The sequence below is a fragment of the Glutamicibacter sp. TV12E genome (assembly GCF_052441935.1).
Lineage (GTDB): Bacteria > Actinomycetota > Actinomycetes > Actinomycetales > Micrococcaceae > Glutamicibacter.
In genome coordinates this window covers 367,814-385,043 of sequence record NZ_JBQVVF010000001.1, presented here as the reverse complement: position 1 = coordinate 385,043, position 17,230 = coordinate 367,814, and the positions used below count along the sequence as shown (strand labels likewise).

Annotated in this window: 13 protein-coding genes, 1 tRNA gene and 1 pseudogene; 11 read left to right on the top strand and 4 right to left on the bottom strand. The window is 60.7% G+C overall.

What is annotated here, in order from left to right; all coding sequences use genetic code 11:
- Window positions 1-2 precede the first annotated feature (2 nt).
- Window positions 3-935, top strand: coding sequence for a 4-(cytidine 5'-diphospho)-2-C-methyl-D-erythritol kinase (locus ACT7DV_RS01805; RefSeq protein WP_444660638.1), 933 nt, complete (start codon window positions 3-5; stop codon window positions 933-935).
- Window positions 936-1,087: 152 nt separating this feature from the next.
- A complete protein-coding gene (locus ACT7DV_RS01800; RefSeq protein ID WP_444664759.1) occupies window positions 1,088-2,458 on the top strand; it encodes an NAD(P)/FAD-dependent oxidoreductase in 1,371 nt (456 codons plus the stop codon).
- A gap of 9 nt (window positions 2,459-2,467) precedes the next feature.
- On the opposite strand, the gene ACT7DV_RS01795 is transcribed toward ACT7DV_RS01800, so the two are convergent.
- Together ACT7DV_RS01795 and ACT7DV_RS01790 are read right to left on the bottom strand one after the other, a co-directional pair.
- The gene (locus ACT7DV_RS01795) at window positions 2,468-2,764 is read right to left on the bottom strand and encodes a putative quinol monooxygenase (protein ID WP_444660637.1); all 297 of its coding nucleotides are present in this window, start codon (window positions 2,762-2,764) and stop codon (window positions 2,468-2,470) included.
- Window positions 2,765-2,880: 116 nt separating this feature from the next.
- On the bottom strand, window positions 2,881-4,674 hold the full coding sequence (locus ACT7DV_RS01790) for an ABC-F family ATP-binding cassette domain-containing protein (RefSeq protein ID WP_444660636.1): 1,794 nt from the start codon (window positions 4,672-4,674) through the stop codon (window positions 2,881-2,883).
- Between the two features lie 163 nt (window positions 4,675-4,837).
- On the opposite strand from ACT7DV_RS01790, the gene ACT7DV_RS01785 reads away from it, so the two are divergent.
- The 8 genes and pseudogenes from ACT7DV_RS01785 (at window position 4,838) to sufU (ending at window position 11,260) form a co-directional block, all read left to right on the top strand.
- Window positions 4,838-4,909: transfer RNA gene (locus ACT7DV_RS01785), tRNA-Gln, on the top strand.
- A gap of 134 nt (window positions 4,910-5,043) precedes the next feature.
- Window positions 5,044-6,495 (top strand): bifunctional UDP-N-acetylglucosamine diphosphorylase/glucosamine-1-phosphate N-acetyltransferase GlmU, encoded by a 1,452-nt coding sequence (gene glmU, locus ACT7DV_RS01780; protein WP_444660635.1) that lies wholly within the window; start codon window positions 5,044-5,046, stop codon window positions 6,493-6,495.
- Between the two features lie 72 nt (window positions 6,496-6,567).
- Complete coding sequence (locus tag ACT7DV_RS01775; protein ID WP_146277848.1) at window positions 6,568-7,548, top strand: ribose-phosphate diphosphokinase; 981 nt, start codon at window positions 6,568-6,570, stop codon at window positions 7,546-7,548.
- Window positions 7,549-7,648: 100 nt separating this feature from the next.
- On the top strand, window positions 7,649-8,149 hold the full coding sequence (locus ACT7DV_RS01770; RefSeq protein WP_444660634.1) for a hypothetical protein: 501 nt from the start codon (window positions 7,649-7,651) through the stop codon (window positions 8,147-8,149).
- A 214-nt stretch (window positions 8,150-8,363) separates the two neighbouring features.
- Window positions 8,364-8,636: pseudogene (locus tag ACT7DV_RS01765) on the top strand (50S ribosomal protein L25); the annotation flags it as partial.
- Between the two features lie 42 nt (window positions 8,637-8,678).
- A complete protein-coding gene (gene pth / locus ACT7DV_RS01760) occupies window positions 8,679-9,260 on the top strand; it encodes an aminoacyl-tRNA hydrolase (RefSeq protein WP_444660633.1) in 582 nt (193 codons plus the stop codon).
- A gap of 254 nt (window positions 9,261-9,514) precedes the next feature.
- The gene (locus ACT7DV_RS01755; protein ID WP_444664757.1) at window positions 9,515-10,807 is read left to right on the top strand and encodes a SufS family cysteine desulfurase; all 1,293 of its coding nucleotides are present in this window, start codon (window positions 9,515-9,517) and stop codon (window positions 10,805-10,807) included.
- The gene (gene sufU, locus ACT7DV_RS01750; protein WP_171918727.1) at window positions 10,808-11,260 is read left to right on the top strand and encodes a Fe-S cluster assembly sulfur transfer protein SufU; all 453 of its coding nucleotides are present in this window, start codon (window positions 10,808-10,810) and stop codon (window positions 11,258-11,260) included. It abuts the gene before it with no gap.
- A gap of 86 nt (window positions 11,261-11,346) precedes the next feature.
- Here the strand turns inward: sufU and nhaA are convergent, their stop codons facing one another.
- Window positions 11,347-12,696, bottom strand: coding sequence for a Na+/H+ antiporter NhaA (gene nhaA / locus ACT7DV_RS01745; RefSeq protein WP_171918726.1), 1,350 nt, complete (start codon window positions 12,694-12,696; stop codon window positions 11,347-11,349).
- 169 nt (window positions 12,697-12,865) lie between these two features.
- Window positions 12,866-13,360, bottom strand: coding sequence for a DUF2505 domain-containing protein (locus tag ACT7DV_RS01740; RefSeq protein ID WP_060700894.1), 495 nt, complete (start codon window positions 13,358-13,360; stop codon window positions 12,866-12,868).
- 246 nt (window positions 13,361-13,606) lie between these two features.
- On the opposite strand from ACT7DV_RS01740, the gene mfd reads away from it, so the two are divergent.
- A complete protein-coding gene (gene mfd / locus ACT7DV_RS01735) occupies window positions 13,607-17,218 on the top strand; it encodes a transcription-repair coupling factor (protein WP_444660632.1) in 3,612 nt (1,203 codons plus the stop codon).
- Window positions 17,219-17,230 lie beyond the last annotated feature (12 nt).

Sequence of the window (17,230 nt, the reverse complement as noted above, 5' to 3'; positions counted from 1 at the left end):
GCATGGCAAAGCAGCGAGTCATCGCCACCGCTCCAGGCAAGATCAACTGCTACTTCAAGGTGGGCCCGCCCCGCGAGGACGGCTACCACGAAGTGGCAAGCCTGTATGTCGCGGTATCTCTGAGCGAACAGATCGAAGCCACCCTGCGCACCGATGGCGAGCTGCAGCTGAGCCTGGAACCTGATTCACCGGTGGTCCATGACCCGGAGAATTTCCCATTGGGCGAAGGCAACCTTGTCTTCCAGGCGGCCCAACTGCTGCGCGAGCACACCGGAACCGCACTGGGTGCGGACCTGCACATCACCAAGCGTGTCCCCATCGCTGGCGGCATGGGAGGCGGGTCAGCGGATGCTGCGGCCACCTTGGTGGCCTGCAATGAATTGTGGGAAACCCATTTGGACCGCGAGGAACTTGGCCGGCTGGGCGCGCGGCTTGGTGCGGACGTGCCTTTTGCACTCATGGGCGGGGCCGCGATCGGCCTTGGCGTGGGGGACCAGTTGGCTCCCTTGCTCACCCGGGCCAAGACGCACTGGGTGCTGATTCCTGCCAGCTACGGGCTGTCCACACCGCGGGTGTATGGAATGCTTGATCGCCTGCGATCCGGTGCGGACGTCGAAGTCCCGAAGGAAATCGATCCGGCGGTCATTGAGGCCCTGATGGCTTCGGACGCTCCAGCCTTGGCCCAGGTGCTGGCCAATGACCTGACGCAAGCGTCGCTGGCTCTGGCTCCGGAACTGGGCACCATGCGGGACCTTGCTGAAGGAGCCGGCGCCCTGCGTGCCATGGTTTCCGGCTCGGGGCCAACCCTGGCCCTGCTGGTCAACGATCATGAGCACGCCGAAGAAGTGATGGCGCAGCTTGGTGACGAAGTTGGCGTGGCGACCATTCCGGTGAATGCTCCGGCCGCCGGTGCGCACATCACGCTGAGCGAGTAGGCCTAAGTACAGCCACTGGGTTCCGCGGCTCCCACAGCTAACCGCAAAGCTGACTTTCTTGATTGCTCTTGTCGTGCAATGGAACTGGCCATAGGCTGATTTCCAAGCGCAAGGTGAAAGTGATTCATTTAGGAAGCACGGGTGGTCCAAGCATGCTCAACGGCCAGGTATCGCATTGGTGGCAAGAAATTGGCATCCCGGAACCACGCCCGAAACTTCGCGGCCACAGCACCGTGGATGTCGCCATTATCGGGGCCGGATTTACCGGGTTATGGACCGCCTATTACCTGGCGAAAGCCATTCCGGGGTTGTCCATCGCGGTCATGGAAGCCCGGCATGTTGGCTATGGCGCTTCAGGGCGCAATGGCGGTTGGCTGACTAACACCATCACCGCTGGCCGGGAACGCTACCTGAAGTCGCACTCGGTGCAAGCGATCAATGACTTCCAACTGGCCATGAACCAAACCGTTGATGAAGTCATCAACGTCTGCGTTGCCGAAAACATCAATGCCGATATTCTGCGTGGTGGAGAATTCGAAGTCGCCTGCACCCCGGCCCAGGAGCAGCGTCTGCGCGCACACGCCGTGGCGAATAGCGCCTGGGAACACACCGGCACCAAGCTCCTGGACGCGGATGAAGCCCGAAGCAAGATCAATGTCGCTGGAACGAGGGCAGCGTTATGGCACCCGCATGCGGCCAGGATCCATCCGGCGAAACTCGTGCGCGGGCTGGCCGAAGCAGTGGAACGGCTCGGGGTGGAAATCTTTGAAGATACCACTGTGAAAACCATCCGCCCGAGGCAACTGGAGCTTGATGGCGGAACGGTCAACGCGCAATATATTGTGCGGGCCACCGAAGGATTCACGGCCCAGTTGCCTGGCCATAAGCGGTTGTGGCTGCCGATGAACTCGTCCATGATTGCCACCGAGCCGTTGCCAGACAGGCTTTGGGAAGAGCTCAATTGGAGCCAGGGCGAAGTGCTGGGGGATTACGCGCATGTCTACATGTACGCCCAGCGAACCGCTGATAACCGCATCGCCATTGGCGGCCGAGGGGTTCCTTACAAATACGGTTCGCGCACTGATGCCGATGGCCAGACACCGCAGAGCACCATCACCGGCCTTCAAGAAGTCCTGCATCGGATGTTTCCGCAGGCAAGGCACGCAAAAATTGATCATGCGTGGTCCGGGGTGCTCGGCGTACCGCGCGACTGGGCGGCCACCGTTGGCTTGGATCCGCTAACGGGCATTGGGTGGGCCGGAGGCTATGTCGGCACTGGCGTGGCGACCACAAATCTCTCGGGGCGCACATTGCGGGATCTGATCCTGGGCCAGAAAACTGACCTGGTCCACTTGCCGTGGGTCAATCACGAAGTGCGCAAATGGGAGCCAGAACCACTGCGCTGGCTGGCGACCAAGGGGCTTTATGCCGCCTATGGCCAGGCCGACCGAAACGAATTGAAGGGGCGGGAAAGCTCATCGCCGCTGGCCCTCATTGCCGATAAGATCACCGGCAAACCCTAGGGAATGGGGCTAGCTGGTTGTGCCCGGCTGCAGCCCTTCGACGCGGTATTCGCGCTTGATGCCCATAGTTCCTTGTCCCCATGGGCTTGAACGCACACGTTGCTGATGTGCTTCAAATGCTTCAGCGGTGGCGAATTGCTCAGCGACATCCCATATCCAAGGATCGCCGGTGGGTGTCACCTGGAATGACAGGCATCCGGCTTCCGCCCGGGTTAGCTGCATATGGGCAGGCAACAGCTCAACGACGGCATCTGCTTCTGATTGGCTGGCGCATACAAGGCGCCCTGTCAGGCTCACAATTCCCATGAATCGAGTGTGCCATGACGTTGCTGAAATAGTGGCAACGATGGCCAAATGCGACGTTGACCCGGAACCTCTCAGGATTCCGGGCCAACACATAATTCCGCTGGGGCTAGCTAGGGCTACTCAAGCATTTCCGTCAGTTCCAGCCAACGCTCTTCCAGTTCGTCAATCTGGCTCTGGTATTCATCGATTTCTGCGGTGAATTTGCCCAGGCCCTCGTAATCGCTCTGGTCGTGGCCTGCCATTTTGGCGTGGACCTTGGCGATCTTTTCGTTCAGCTGGCCGACCTTGCGCTCATTGGCGTTCAGCTCCTTTTGCGCCGCGCGCAGTTCGGCACCCGATGGGCCTGCAGGCTTGGGCGCCGAAGAAGAGCCCTGCGACTGCGATGGGTTGGAGCCACCGGTTGAACCTTCAGCAGCGCGCAACTTGAGGTATTCATCCACGCCGCCGGGCACATGGCGGAAATGCCCGCCAAGGATGGCGTATTGCTGGTCGGTGACACGCTCCAGCAGGTAGCGGTCGTGGGAGACCACGATCAACGTGCCTGGCCAGGAATCCAAGAGGTCTTCCAGAGCTGCCAGCATGTCGGTATCGACGTCGTTGGTCGGCTCATCGAGGATCATCACATTCGGCTCGTCCATCAGGATCATCAGCAGCTGCAAGCGGCGGCGCTGGCCGCCGGAGAGCTCAGCGACCTTGGTGGAGAGGTGCGCCGAGGAGAAACCGAGCCGCTCCAGCAGCTGGGCCGGGGTCAGGTCCTTGCCGTCGACATTGAAGGTGGTGCGGTAGCGGCCCAGGATTTCGCGGACCTTGTCCTGGCCAATGGTCTCCAGCTCGCGGAACTGCTGATCGAGTACCGCCAGCTTCACGGTCTGGCCGCGCTTGATCTTGCCGCCGGTTGGCTCCACGGTGCCGGTGATCAAGCCCAGCAGCGTGGACTTGCCTGCGCCATTGGCTCCGAGCAGGCCGGTGCGCTCGCCAGGCCCTATCCGCCAGGTGAACGGCTTGAGCACCTGCTTGGTTCCGAAGGACACCTCGGTATCCAGCAGGTCGATGACGTCCTTGCCCAAACGGCTGGTGGCCATCTTCTGCAGTTCCAGCGGGTTGCGTGCCGGTGGAACATCGGCGATCAGCTGGTTGGCGGCCTCGATGCGGAACTTCGGCTTGGACGTACGGGCCGGGGCCCCGCGGCGCAACCAGGCCAGTTCCTTCTTCATCATGTTCTGGCGTTTGTTCTCGGTGACCGCGGCAATGCGGTCGCGTTCCACGCGCTGCAGCACGTAGGCGGCATAGCCGCCTTCAAAAGGCTCAACGAGCCGGTCGTGCACTTCCCAAGTAGTGGTGCAGACCGCGTCGAGGAACCAGCGGTCGTGGGTGACAACCATCAGGCCGCCGGCATTCTTGGACCAGCGGTTGTTGATGTGGCCTGCCAGCCAGGAGATGCCTTCGACATCCAAATGGTTGGTTGGCTCATCCAGGATGACAACATCCCAGTCCTGCACCAGCAAGGCCGCCAGGGCCACACGGCGGCGCTGGCCGCCGGAGAGGGTGCCGATGGTGGCCTCCCAATCAAGGTCCGCAACAAGGCCCGAAATAATGTCGCGGATGCGTGCTTCGCCGGCCCACTCGTGGTCGTCCATCTCGCCAACCACGCTGTAGTGCACGGTCGCATCCGGATCCAGGGTGTCGGACTGGTCCAGCACACCCACGCGCAGTCCGTTGCGCAGGGTGACCCGTCCGGAATTGGGCTCGATCTTGCCCGAGAGCATGCCGAGCAGCGAGGATTTGCCTTCGCCGTTGCGTCCCACCAGGCCGATGCGGTCGCCATCGGAAATGCCGATGGTGACCGAGTCGAAGACGGTATGGGTGGGATATTCCAGATGTAGGGCTTCGCCCCCGAGTAAATGAGCCACGATTTCCATTTTACGTTCCGAGTGCAAATCGGCGTGGACCGGTGGCCGGCGACCGCCATGGCGCACCTCTATTTAGCCATGGCGTTTTGCGATTTCGCTCAATGGGGGCGAACATGGCAGAATAATTAGCGTGCTTGTCGGGCATGACCTGCATAAGCCATTTTCCGCCCTGGTGTAATGGCAACACTCCAGCCTTTGGAGCTGTGTATTCTAGGTTCGAATCCTAGGGGCGGAACTACAGATAAAGCGTCGCGCATGTGGCGCTTTTATTCTTTAACCAGTTCAGCCCGGCTCGCTGCGCACGTTAGACTTGTCCAAGGGTTTTCTTCTCTGCCCAAAACCTTGAATCTAATCTGCAGGAGAGCGCACTTGAGCGATCAGGCCAATGCACCAGTTGCTGTCATCGTCCTTGCTGCCGGGGCTGGTACCCGGATGAAGTCGGCCAAGCCGAAGATCATGCACGAAATCGCAGGTCGCTCCATGATTGCCCATGCGCTTCATGCTGCCTCGGCACTGCAGCCAAAAAACCTTGTGGCCGTCGTCCGCCACCAGCGCGACCTGGTTGCCGAGCACATTCTCAGCCAGTTCCCGTCCATCACCATCGCCGATCAAGACGAGATTCCGGGCACCGGCCGCGCAGTCCAGCAGGGCCTGGAAGCTATCGATCCAGCCCTTGAAGGCACCACCGTTGTGACCTATGGCGATGTGCCATTGCTCACCAGCGAAGTGCTGCTGGATCTGGTGGCCACCCACGAGGCCAACCGCAACTCGGTGACCGTGCTGACCACCTCGCTTGAGGATCCCAACGGGTACGGGCGCATCCTGCGCGATGAGAACGGCGACGTCGCCGGCATCCGCGAGCAGAAGGACGCCTCGGCTGAAGAGCTGTTGATCAAGGAAATCAACTCCGGCATCTACGCCTTCGACACCAAGATGCTGCGTTCGGCACTGACCGAGGTCACCACCGAGAACGCGCAGGGCGAAATGTACCTGACCGACGTGCTGGCCATCGCCCGCGCTCGCGGCGGCCGGGTGGCTTCCTCGCAGATCGCGGACCGCTGGCAGATCGAGGGCGCGAATGACCGCGTCCAGATTTCCAACTTGGCCCGCATCTACAACCAGCGCAAAGCCGAATTCTGGATGCGCGAGGGCGTGACCATCATCGATCCGGCCACCACCTGGATCGACGCCGAGGTGATCATCGGCCGCGACGCCACGCTGAAGCCGGGAACCCAGCTGCACGGCCGGACCATCATTGGCGACAACGCCACCGTGGGCCCGGACACCACCTTGACCAATGTTGTCGTCGGCCAGCGGGCCACCGTCAAGCGCACCGACGCCACCGATTCGCGGATTTCCGAAGGCGCCTCGGTTGGCCCCTTCGCCTACCTGCGCCCGGGCACCGAGCTGGGGACCGATGGCAAGATCGGCGCCTTCTACGAAACCAAGAATGTCACGATTGGCCGTGGCTCCAAGCTCTCGCACCTCGGCTACGCCGGGGACGCTGAAATCGGTGAATTCACCAACATCGGGTGCGGCAATATCACCGCGAACTACGATGGTGAAAAGAAGCACCGGACCAAGATCGGTTCGCATGTGCGCACCAGCTCCAACACGGTATTTGTCGCCCCGGTGGAAATCGGGGATGGCGCGTACACTGGTGCAGGCGCCATCGTCCGCAAGAACGTCCCGGCCGGTGCCCTGGCACTGTCTGTGGCTCCGCAGCGCAATACCGAGGGCTGGACACTTGAAAAGCGTCCGGGCACCCCTTCGGCTGACGCCGCATTCAAGTCCTCCCTGAATTCCTCGGGCACCGAGTAATCCGGCCACGGACTTAATTTCCTCGACAACAACCTCATACGTGATAGCGAAGCGAGCGAGAAAGCATACCCAATGAGTGAAATCAGCCATAACGTCGACAAAAAGCTGGTGCTGGCCAGCGGTCGCGCACACCCGGAACTAGCCGCCGAGGTCGCCAAGGAACTGGGCACCGAACTGCTGCCGCTGAACGCCTACGACTTCGCCAATGGCGAGATCTACGTTCGCTCGGATGAGTCGGTTCGCGGCAAGGATGTCTTCCTGCTGCAGTCCTACCCGGCACCGCTGAACAACTGGCTGATGGAACAGCTGATCATGATCGACTCGATGAAGCGTGCCTCGGCCCGCCGCATCACCGTGGTGGCACCGTTCTACCCCTACGCACGCCAGGACAAGAAGGGCCGTGGCCGCGAGCCGATCTCGGCCCGCCTGGTTGCCGACCTGTTCAAGACCGCAGGCGCGGATCGCGTGATCTCCTGCGATCTGCACACCGCGCAGATCCAGGGCTTCTTCGACGGCCCGGTCGACCACCTCTTCGGCTTCCCGCTGCTGGCTGACTATATCAAGTCCAAGGTCGACGTCAACGAAGTCACCGTGGTTTCCCCGGATACCGGACGCGTTCGTGTGGCCGAGCAGTGGGCAGACCGCTTGGGCGGCGCACCGCTGGCCTTCGTGCACAAGTCCCGCGACTTGACCGTGCCCAACCAGGCCGAGTCCAAGACCGTGGTTGGCCAGGTCGAGGGTCGCACCGCGATCCTGATTGACGACATGATCGACACCGGCGGAACCATCGCAGGCGCAGTGCGCGTGCTGAAGGAAGCTGGCGCCAAGGATGTCATCATTGCCGCTACCCACGCGGTCTTCTCGGACCCGGCTGCCCAGCGCCTGGCTGAGTGCGGTGCCCGCGAGGTTGTTGTCACCAACACCCTGCCGATCCCTGAAGAGAAGCGTTTTGAGAACCTGACGGTGCTATCCATTGCACCGACGATCGCTCGCGCTATCTCGGAAGTATTCCACGACGGTTCGGTCACGAACCTGTTTGACGGCCGCGCCTAGCAGCCCTCGTTTCGCAACGCCTCTGGCCGGTACCTTCGGGTGCCGGCCAGAGGCGGTTAAGCCATCACCCAGGGCGGATCAATTACCCGGAAGGCCAAGCATGGAATTCGGAACACGGCAGGTCACCCTCGGAGGGCTCGAACGTGCCCACCTGCAGCGGCGAATGGCCGAAGCCGGCGTGCAGCTCAATGACTATGCCAAGATGCTGCTGGCCCATGAGATTTTCGAGCGTGTAGCGCCAGTTCGCACGCTGAACCTGGTTAGCCGCACTGTGCACCAGCTGGGGCTGGACGCCGGAGCGACTTTGCCAGAAATCTTCGACCGCGCGATCAGCAGTGGATTAGGCCTGTGCCCCGCCATTACCGGGCCTTATCTGCGACTGGAATTCCTCGATCAAGCGGCTTCAAAGGATTCGGTGCTCAGTGCTGGGAAGAAACCGGCTGATTCGCTGACCATCGCTTCCGCAGCACTGGGGGACGAGGATTTTCCGCGCGGCTTCTATCTGCGTGTAGTGGAAGGCGCGGTGTGGTTGCGCGGCTATCGCTGCGATGACACCCACGGGTTTGCGCTGGCCGATACTTTTGTTTTCCAGGATCGGTGAGCAAAGGCCGGATTTAGTGGCGTTCGCTACAGGTTTTCTCGTTGGTGATCACAGCTGGTAGAATTGTTGACTGTGCCCAGGCGAGGGAAACACCAGAGATGGTGGGACCGTTATCGACAAGGCCGGACAAGCTCTTTCATCTCCTAGATGTTGGATGCTTCCCGAGTCCACGCAAGGGCCTTAACGAAGCATTCATTTCCTAAGGAGAATTATCATGGCATCTGTCAACCTTGACGCCGTTGTACGTAGCGATTTCGGCAAGGGCGCTGCCCGCCAGGCTCGCCGCGATGGCCAGATCCCAGCAGTTGTTTACGGTGCAGGCTCCGAGCCACAGCACGTACTGCTTCCAGCCCGCGAAACCACCCTGGCCGTTCGCGACCGCGGTGTTGAGCTGGTTCTGAACGTCGACGGCAAGACCGTCAAGACCACCATCAAGGACATCCAGATCCACGCGCTGAACCGCACCGTTGATCACCTTGACCTGATCATCGCTGCCTAATTCCAGCGAAATAGGCATTAGCTGAGCATCATGAGTGATGGCACTTGGCTCGTAGCCGGACTCGGGAACCCCGGGTCCGGCTACGCTGGCAATAGACACAATATCGGGCAGATGGTGCTCGATGAGCTGGCCAATCGGATCGGCTCTAGATTCAAAACGCACTCTTCCCGTTCGCAGGTAGTCGAGGGGCGCATGGGGGTTGGCGGTCCGCGGATCGTGCTGGCCAAGCCGATGGTTTTCATGAACCTCTCCGGCGGCCCGGTAGCCAATACCGCGAAGTTCTTCGGCATCGGCGTTGACCGCCTGATCGTTGTGCACGATGAAATCGATATTCCTTTTGACACCATCAAGCTCAAGCGCGGCGGGGGAGAAGGCGGCCATAACGGCCTGCGCGATATCTCCAAGGCCATGGGCTCCAAAGACTACCTGCGCGTACGCGCGGGTGTTGGCCGTCCACCAGGACGCATGGATACGGCTCAATGGGTCTTGCAGGATTTCTCCAAGACCGAGAAGCAAGATCTCCCGTTCTTGATAGATAACTGTGCTGACGCAGTTGAGCTGCTGATGAGCGCAGGGCTTGAAGCGGCACAAACCAAATTTCATACCAGCTGATTCGCAGGACGCTGCCGTGCAGCGTGCGGATGCATTATCGAGGATCGCGGGAAGGCCCAACCGGCTCACCGCGGTCCTTGATCTGTTAACGGCACCGTTTGAGGTGTTACTTACTAAGGCCAAACTTAGATGTGCTTCTTGCTCCGGAGTGGAATAATTACCCAATGTACACCTTGCCTAATCCGTCATTGGCGCTTGATCGCCAAGACTGCCGGGCAGCCCATGACAATTATTCGGAGGACCACGTGCATACGATGACCGGTCAGCCAGAAGCCCAGGTATCGCTCAGTGCCGTTGAGGTTCAGCGCATCAAGGCAGATTTTGAAATTCTGGAGCACCAAGTCAACGGTACCGACGTCGTGTACTTGGACTCAGGAGCCACCAGCCAGAAGCCGCGCTGCGTCTATGAAGCGGAGCAGCACTTCTACGAGAACGCCAATGCCGCAGTGCACCGTGGCGCTCACACCCTGGCCGTTGAAGCCACCGAAATATATGAAGAGGCGCGCGAGACCGTAGCCAAGTTCATCGGAGCACGCACCAACGAGCTGGTGTGGACCTCCAATGCCACCGAGGCGCTGAACCTGATCAGCTACTCGATGTCCAATGCCTCTTTGGGGCGAGGGGGAGAAGAAGCAGCCCGTTTCCGAATTGGACCGGGCGACGAAATCCTCACTACCGAAATCGAGCACCACGCCAACCTGATCCCCTGGCAGGAACTGGCCTTCCGCACCGGTGCTACCCTGCGCTATGTCCCAGTCGCCGAAGATGGCGCACTTCGATACGACCTGCTTGATGAACTGGTCACCGAGAAAACCAAGCTGGTGGCATTCACCCATGTTTCCAACGTGCTGGGAACCATCACCGACACCCGGCGTTTCGTCGATGCGGCCCGCAAGGTCGGCGCTTTGACGGTGCTCGATGGCTGCCAGTCGGTGCCGCACCTGCCGGTAGACGTCAAGGAACTCGACGTGGACTTCATGGCCTTCTCCGGCCACAAGATGCTCGGCCCGACCGGTATCGGCGCCCTGTACGGTCGTGAAGAACTGCTGAACGCCATGCCGCCATTCCTCACCGGCGGTTCAATGATCACCGTTGTAGACATGGAACACGCGGAATTCCTGCCTGCTCCGCAGCGCTTCGAAGCCGGAACCCAGCGCATCGCGCAGACCCACGGACTGGCCACCGCGGTCAGCTATCTGCAGGAGATCGGCATGGACCGCATTGCGCAGTGGGAAGAGCACCTCGGAGCAATGCTCTATGAAGGCCTGTCCAAGATTGACGGCGTCCGGGTTTTCGGTCCGAGCGATGCCCCTCGCATCGGCACCGTGCCATTTGAAGTTCTGGGCGTGCACCCGCACGACGTCGGACAGTACCTGGATTCGCGAGGCATCGCCGTGCGTGTGGGCCACCACTGCGCCCAGCCGCTGCACCGCGCCCTGGGCGTCACTGCCACCACCCGGGCAAGCACTTATCTGTACAACACGGAAGAAGACATCAAGGCGCTTATCGATGCCTTGGGCACCGTGCGCGAATACTTTGGAGTCTAAGTGAACGAATTAGATCAGCTGTACCAACAGGTCATCCTGGATCATTCCAAGCGGCGCATCGGCTCGCCGCTGGTGGACGCCACCGCGGGACACCTGCACGGTGAATCGCACCAGCACAACCCAATCTGTGGCGACCAGATCCGGGTCCGCGTGGAGTTGAACGATGAAGACCATTTTGAATCCATGAGCTGGGAAGGCGATGGCTGCTCCATCTCCATGGCTTCCGCTTCGGTGCTCAGCGAGATGCTTCCAGAGATGACCAAGGACGAGTTCTTGGACAAGCTGGAGATCTTCCGAGAAATGATGCGCTCCAAGGGAAACTTCGAGCCGGATGAAGAGGTGCTGGAGGATGCTGCCGCATTCGTGGGAGTCTCCAAGTTCCCTGCACGCGTCAAGTGCGCGATGCTGGCTTGGGTTGCCGCTGAGGCAGCGATGCTCGGTGCCAACAAGTAACCAGCCGGCATAGTACTGTGGCGCTTGCCCTCCTTCGCGGAGGTCAAGCGCCACAGTCTTTTAATGCATGCCAGATGGGCCGAAACCTAGTTGTTGTCCCCATCCTGGTATACGTCGGGAACGCCGTCCTTGTTGTCATCGCGCGTCTCGCGCTCGTTGATCACCTTGTAGCGGCGGTTACGTGGTACCAGCCAGAGGGCGCCGAGGATCGCAGCGAGGAACGAACCGCTGAGGATGGCCACCTTGGCATGCTCGTAGTGCGGCGACTCCAAGCCGAAGGACAATTCGGAAACCAAGAGCGAGACCGTGAAGCCAATGCCCGCCAGCAGCGTCACGCCGAGCAGGTCGCCCCACTGGGCGTCTTTGTCCAAGGAAGCCTTCGTGAACTTGGTCAGCAACCAGGTCGAGCCCATGATGCCTATCGGCTTGCCGATTACCAGGCCCAGGACAATGCCCCAGAAGACCGGGTCGGCCAGGACATTGCCGCTGCCGGGCTCAGAGGAAACCACGGTCACTCCCGCGGCAAAGAAGGCGAAGATGGGGATGCAAAAACCGGAAGACAGCGGACGAAAACGGTGTTCAAACTGTTCTGCCAACCCGACGCCTTCGCGTCCATCGGTGCGCTTGACCGGGACGCAGAAGCCCAGGACCACGCCAGCGATCGTGGCGTGAATGCCGGAACCGAAGACGAAGATCCAGGTGATGATGCCCAGCGGCAACAAGATGACCCAGGCGGCCCAAGCGTTCTTGGCGAAGAACTTGCCAAGGTAGCGGGCTAGGACGGTAAACAGGATGATCGGGATCAGCGCGAGACCCAAGTAGGACAGCTTGAGCTCATCGGTGAAGACCACAGCAATGATGACAATGGCGATCAAGTCGTCCACAACCGCCAACGTCAGCAGGAAGATGCGCAGCGCGGCAGGCAACGCTGAACCAATTACGGCGAGCACGGCAACCGCAAAGGCAATGTCGGTGGCTGTCGGGATGGCCCAGCCGCGAAGCAGTTCCGCACCGCCCCCGGAACCGGCCGCCACAGCCATGAAAATCAGGGCTGGTACCAGCACACCGCCAAAGGCAGCGGCCACAGGAACCGCAGCAGTTTTGACATTTCGCAGGTCGCCGATGACGAATTCTTTTTTCAGCTCAAGGCCGGTGAGGAAGAAGAACACCGCAAGCAGCGCGTCGGCAGCCCAGTGGCCGATGGACAAGTTCAGGTCGACGCCGAAGAGGGTCGGGCCAAAGTGGAAATCGCGAAGCGCAAAATAGGATTCGCGCAGGGGAGTGTTTGCCCAGATCAAGGCCAGCAGGGCGCCGGCGATGAGCACCATGCCACCGACGGTTTCCTTGCGCAGGATATCTCCGATGCGCACTGACTCTTTGTAGCTTGGGCGTGAAAACAGGTTCTTGCCGGAACCCGAAGACGGAGTTTGGCTCATGCGTTTAACTCGCTTATTTCGTTAAATGAATATTTCTCGCCGACCAGACTTCCCGGCACACCTATTTCCACCCTATCGCGATCAGTGCGGGGGACCACAAATCCCCGGACGTATTGCGAAAATCGCACATCCGGGGATCTATGAGGGATCAAGCTTCAGCTGCTACAGCTTACTTTGAAAGCCAAGCGTTGACCTGGGCAGCCTGCAGGTTCAAGGCCTTGCCAATGTATGGCTCAGCGGCGGAGGCCAGCTTGCCCCCGATAAAAGGAATCGACGAGGAGACCTTGGCATCCACAGCGAGCTCGGAAACCTCCCCCTGGCCGGTGAGCTGCTCGGTGCCGCTGACCGACACTGGAACACCGCCAACGGTGATCTGCACTGTCGCAGACCGGCTGCCGGCAGCATCGGGTGCGCTCCACTTCTCCACCTGGGTGATCTCGATGGATGAGCCAACAAACTTTCGCGCAATATCCGGGACTCGGTCGGTAGGCACTGAGCGGACCGTCGTCAAGGTGAAGGCACCAGCGATATCGCCATCCACGGTGAATTCATTCAAAGTGCCGTTGGCAACCTTGGTCAGATGCTCGGCGAAGCCACGATCGCTCAAGGTAGCGATAACCTGCTGTGCAGGGTGGCTGATCTGAGTGCTTGCATTCAATGCCATAAAAGCTAATCCCAATCTGGAAATTTGGCTGGCCGGACAAGCAAAGATTGCTCGCCCGGGGACGGACACTATTAACCCTATCCGGTGGGATGTATTAGGTAGGCTAGGACTGCACCTAAAACAACATATTGGCGTTGAGCCGGCCGCGGAAAACATTTGCGGTCGGTGTTCGTGGTGTCGTTTCCGCCCAGATCCACCACTGGGCGCACTGCTCCAAGCGCCTGCACGAGAGGATACGAAATCCCCATGAGCCTGAACGGACTTCATGACTTCCTGCGCGAGGAGCCATCCTTCCGCCGCATCCAGCACAGTGCAGCCAATGGCTTCTCCACGCGAAGCGAGGAACTGGAGATCGCGGCCCCGCAGGGCATGCGCGCTATCCTCTCGGCCCATATCAGCCAGGCGCTGCACGAGAGCAATCATTCTGGGCTGACGCTCATTGTCACCGCGACCGGACGCGAAGCAGAAGAAGTGTCCAGTTCGCTCAGCGCCTATCTTCCTGCAGAGCAGATTGCCGAATTCCCATCGTGGGAAACCCTGCCACACGAACGCCTCTCGCCGCGCAGCGACACCGTGGGGCGCCGGCTGGAGGTGCTGCGCAGGCTGCATCAGCGGGATGAAAGCCTCAGCGTTGTGATCGCGCCAATCCGCGCCGTGCTCCAGCCACTGGTTGCCGGCCTGGGTGAACTGCGCCCGGTCAGCCTGGAACTCGATGCCGAACCAGGTTTCGACCAGGTCATCAAGGACCTGGCAGCCGCCGCCTACGCGCGCGTTGACATGGTGACCCACCGAGGAGAATTCGCGGTCCGCGGCGGCATCATCGACGTCTTCCCGCCAACCCTGGACCACCCGGTGCGCATCGATTTCTTCGGCGATCAGATCGACTCCATGCGCTACTTCGCCATCGCCGACCAGCGCTCCACCGATGACGCAGGGCCGCAGAAAATCATTGCCACCCCCTGCCGTGAAATGCTGATCACGCCACAGGTGATGAGCCGGGCAGCCAATTTGAAAAACCATTTCCCCGCCGCCGAGGAAATGCTCACCAAAATTGCTGGCGGCATCGCTGTAGAAGGCATGGAATCGCTGGCACCGCTGCTGGTGGACAAGATGGTTCCTCTGCTCTCGCTTTTGCCAGAGTCATCCATCGCCCTGATCATGGAGCCTGAAAGGGTTCGCGCCCGCGCCCAGGACCTCAACGCCACCAACGCGGAATTCCTGGCAGCCGCCTGGGCCTCGGCTTCTGACGGCGCCAGCGCACCACTGGATCTTAACACCGCCAACTCCGAACGCAAGCTCGCCACCGGCGACTTTGCGTCACTGGCAGAAACCCTGAACCACGCCAAGGCAGCCAAGGTTTCCTGGTGGGCGCTGACGGCCATGGGCGCGGATGAAGAACTCGATCTTGGCGCCTCGACCATTCGCATCCCGGCCCGCGAACCCCACGGCTACCAGGGCGATATCGAAGCGATGATGGAATTCATCGCAGGACGAGTCAAGGACCAATGGCGCTTTGTGGTGGCTACCGAGGGTCCTGGCCCAGCACAGCGCCTTGCTGAATTGTTCGCAGAGTTCAGCATCCCGGCCCATCGCGTGGAGAATATCGCCCAGGCGCCAACCCCGGGCCTGATTGAAATCACCCAGGCAACCGCCGGACGCGGGTTCGTCTTCGAAGAGCTCAAGCTCGGATTGCTGACCGAGGCCGACCTGCTGGGGCGTTCCAGCGCCTATCCGAATCGCAAGGGCCGCAAGCTCACCGTCAAGCGAAAGCGCAATGCCGTAGACCCGCTGAGCCTGCAAGCCGGGGACTACATCGTCCACGAGCAGCACGGCATCGGCAAGTTCGTGGAGCTGATGGCGCGCAAGGTCAACGGTTCAGGCAAGGACGCCAAGCGCGAATACCTTGTGGTGGAATACGCGTCCTCCAAGCGCGGGGCGCCGGGGGACCGGCTCTTTGTGCCGATGGACCAGTTGCACATGGTCACCCGCTATGTCGGCGGCGAAGCCCCGACCCTGTCCAAGATGGGCGGCTCGGACTGGGCCAGCACCAAGTCCAAGGCCCGCAAAGCCGTCAAGGAAATCGCTGGCGACCTGATCAAGCTGTATTCGGCGCGCATGGCCAGCCGCGGCCACGCCTTCGGACAGGACACCCCATGGCAGCATGAACTGGAAGAGGCCTTCGCCTTCATCGAGACCCCGGATCAGCTCACCGCCATCAACGAGGTGAAGTCCGATATGGAGAAGGAAATCCCGATGGACCGGCTGATTTCCGGAGACGTGGGCTTTGGCAAGACCGAAATCGCGGTGCGTGCTGCCTTCAAGGCGGTGCAGGATTCCCGCCAGGTCGCTGTATTGGTGCCCACCACGTTGCTCGCTTCCCAGCACTACCAGACGTTCACCGAACGCTATTCCGGCTTCCCTGTACGCGTGAAAACCCTCTCGCGTTTCCAGACCGCCAAGGAATCCAAGGAAATCCTGGCCGGGCTGAAGGATGGCAGCGTGGATATCGTCATCGGCACGCACCGGCTCTTGTCCAAAAATGTCGAGTTCAAGAACTTGGGCCTGGTGGTAGTCGATGAGGAACAGCGCTTTGGCGTCGAGCACAAGGAAGAGCTCAAGAAGATGCGCACCAATGTGGACGTGCTGGCCATGAGCGCCACCCCGATCCCGCGTACCTTGGAAATGTCATTGACTGGCATCCGCGAGACTTCCACCTTGGCAACGCCTCCGGAAGAACGCCATCCAGTGCTCACCTATGTGGGTCCGCGCAGCGACAAGCAAATCTCCGCTGCCATCAAGCGCGAGCTCATGCGCGATGGACAGGTATTCTTTGTGCACAACCGTGTGAGCTCCATCGACCGGGTGGCCGCCGAACTTCGCGAGCTTGTCCCTGAAGCACGCGTGGAAGTGGCCCATGGCAAGATGAGCGAATCGCGGCTGGAGCGGATCATCCAGGACTTCTGGGAGAAAAAGTTCGACGTCCTGGTCTCCACCACCATCATCGAAACCGGCCTGGATATTTCCAACGCGAATACGCTGATCGTGGACCGGGCCAACAACTATGGCCTCTCGCAGCTTCACCAGCTGCGTGGCCGTGTGGGCCGTGGCCGCGAACGCGCCTATGCCTACTTCCTCTGGGATGTCGAGAAGCCGCTGGGCGAAGTGGCCCTGGAGCGGCTGAAAGCCGTCGCAGCGCACAACGAGCTCGGCTCCGGATATCAGCTGGCGATGAAGGACCTGGAACTGCGTGGCGCGGGCAACCTGCTCGGCGGCGAGCAGTCCGGGCACATTGCCGGTGTGGGCTTCGACCTGTACCTGCGGCTTGTGGGCGAAGCCGTGGCCGACTACAAGGGCGAGGGCGAAGAGGAAGCCACCGAGATGAAGATCGACCTGCCGGTCAATGCCCACCTGCCTCACGACTATGTGCCCGGCGAACGGCTGCGCCTGGAGGCCTACCGCAATATCGCCTCGGCGGAAACCACCGAGGCGCTCGCCGAAGTGCGGGAGGAACTTGTGGATCGCTATGGCAAGTTGCCGCAGCCGGTGGAGAACCTCATGCGGGTTGCCGCGCTGCGTATTCGCGCACGCGCCGTGGGGCTGCACGATATCCAGCAGATCGGCAACAATATCAAGCTGTCGCCAGCGAAGATCGAGGATCTTCCGGCATCACGACAGGTGCGCCTGGAACGGCTGTACCCTGGTGCCGCAAATAAGCCGGCGCTGAATTCGATCTTCCTGCCCAAGCCCAAGACCTCGCCGATTGGCGGCCGTGACTTGGCGGATGAAGAGATCCTTGAATGGGCTGAAAAGCTGCTCTACGCGATCTTTGAGCCGACCCCGGCCCCGGCTACTGCCTAGCTGTGGCGGGCA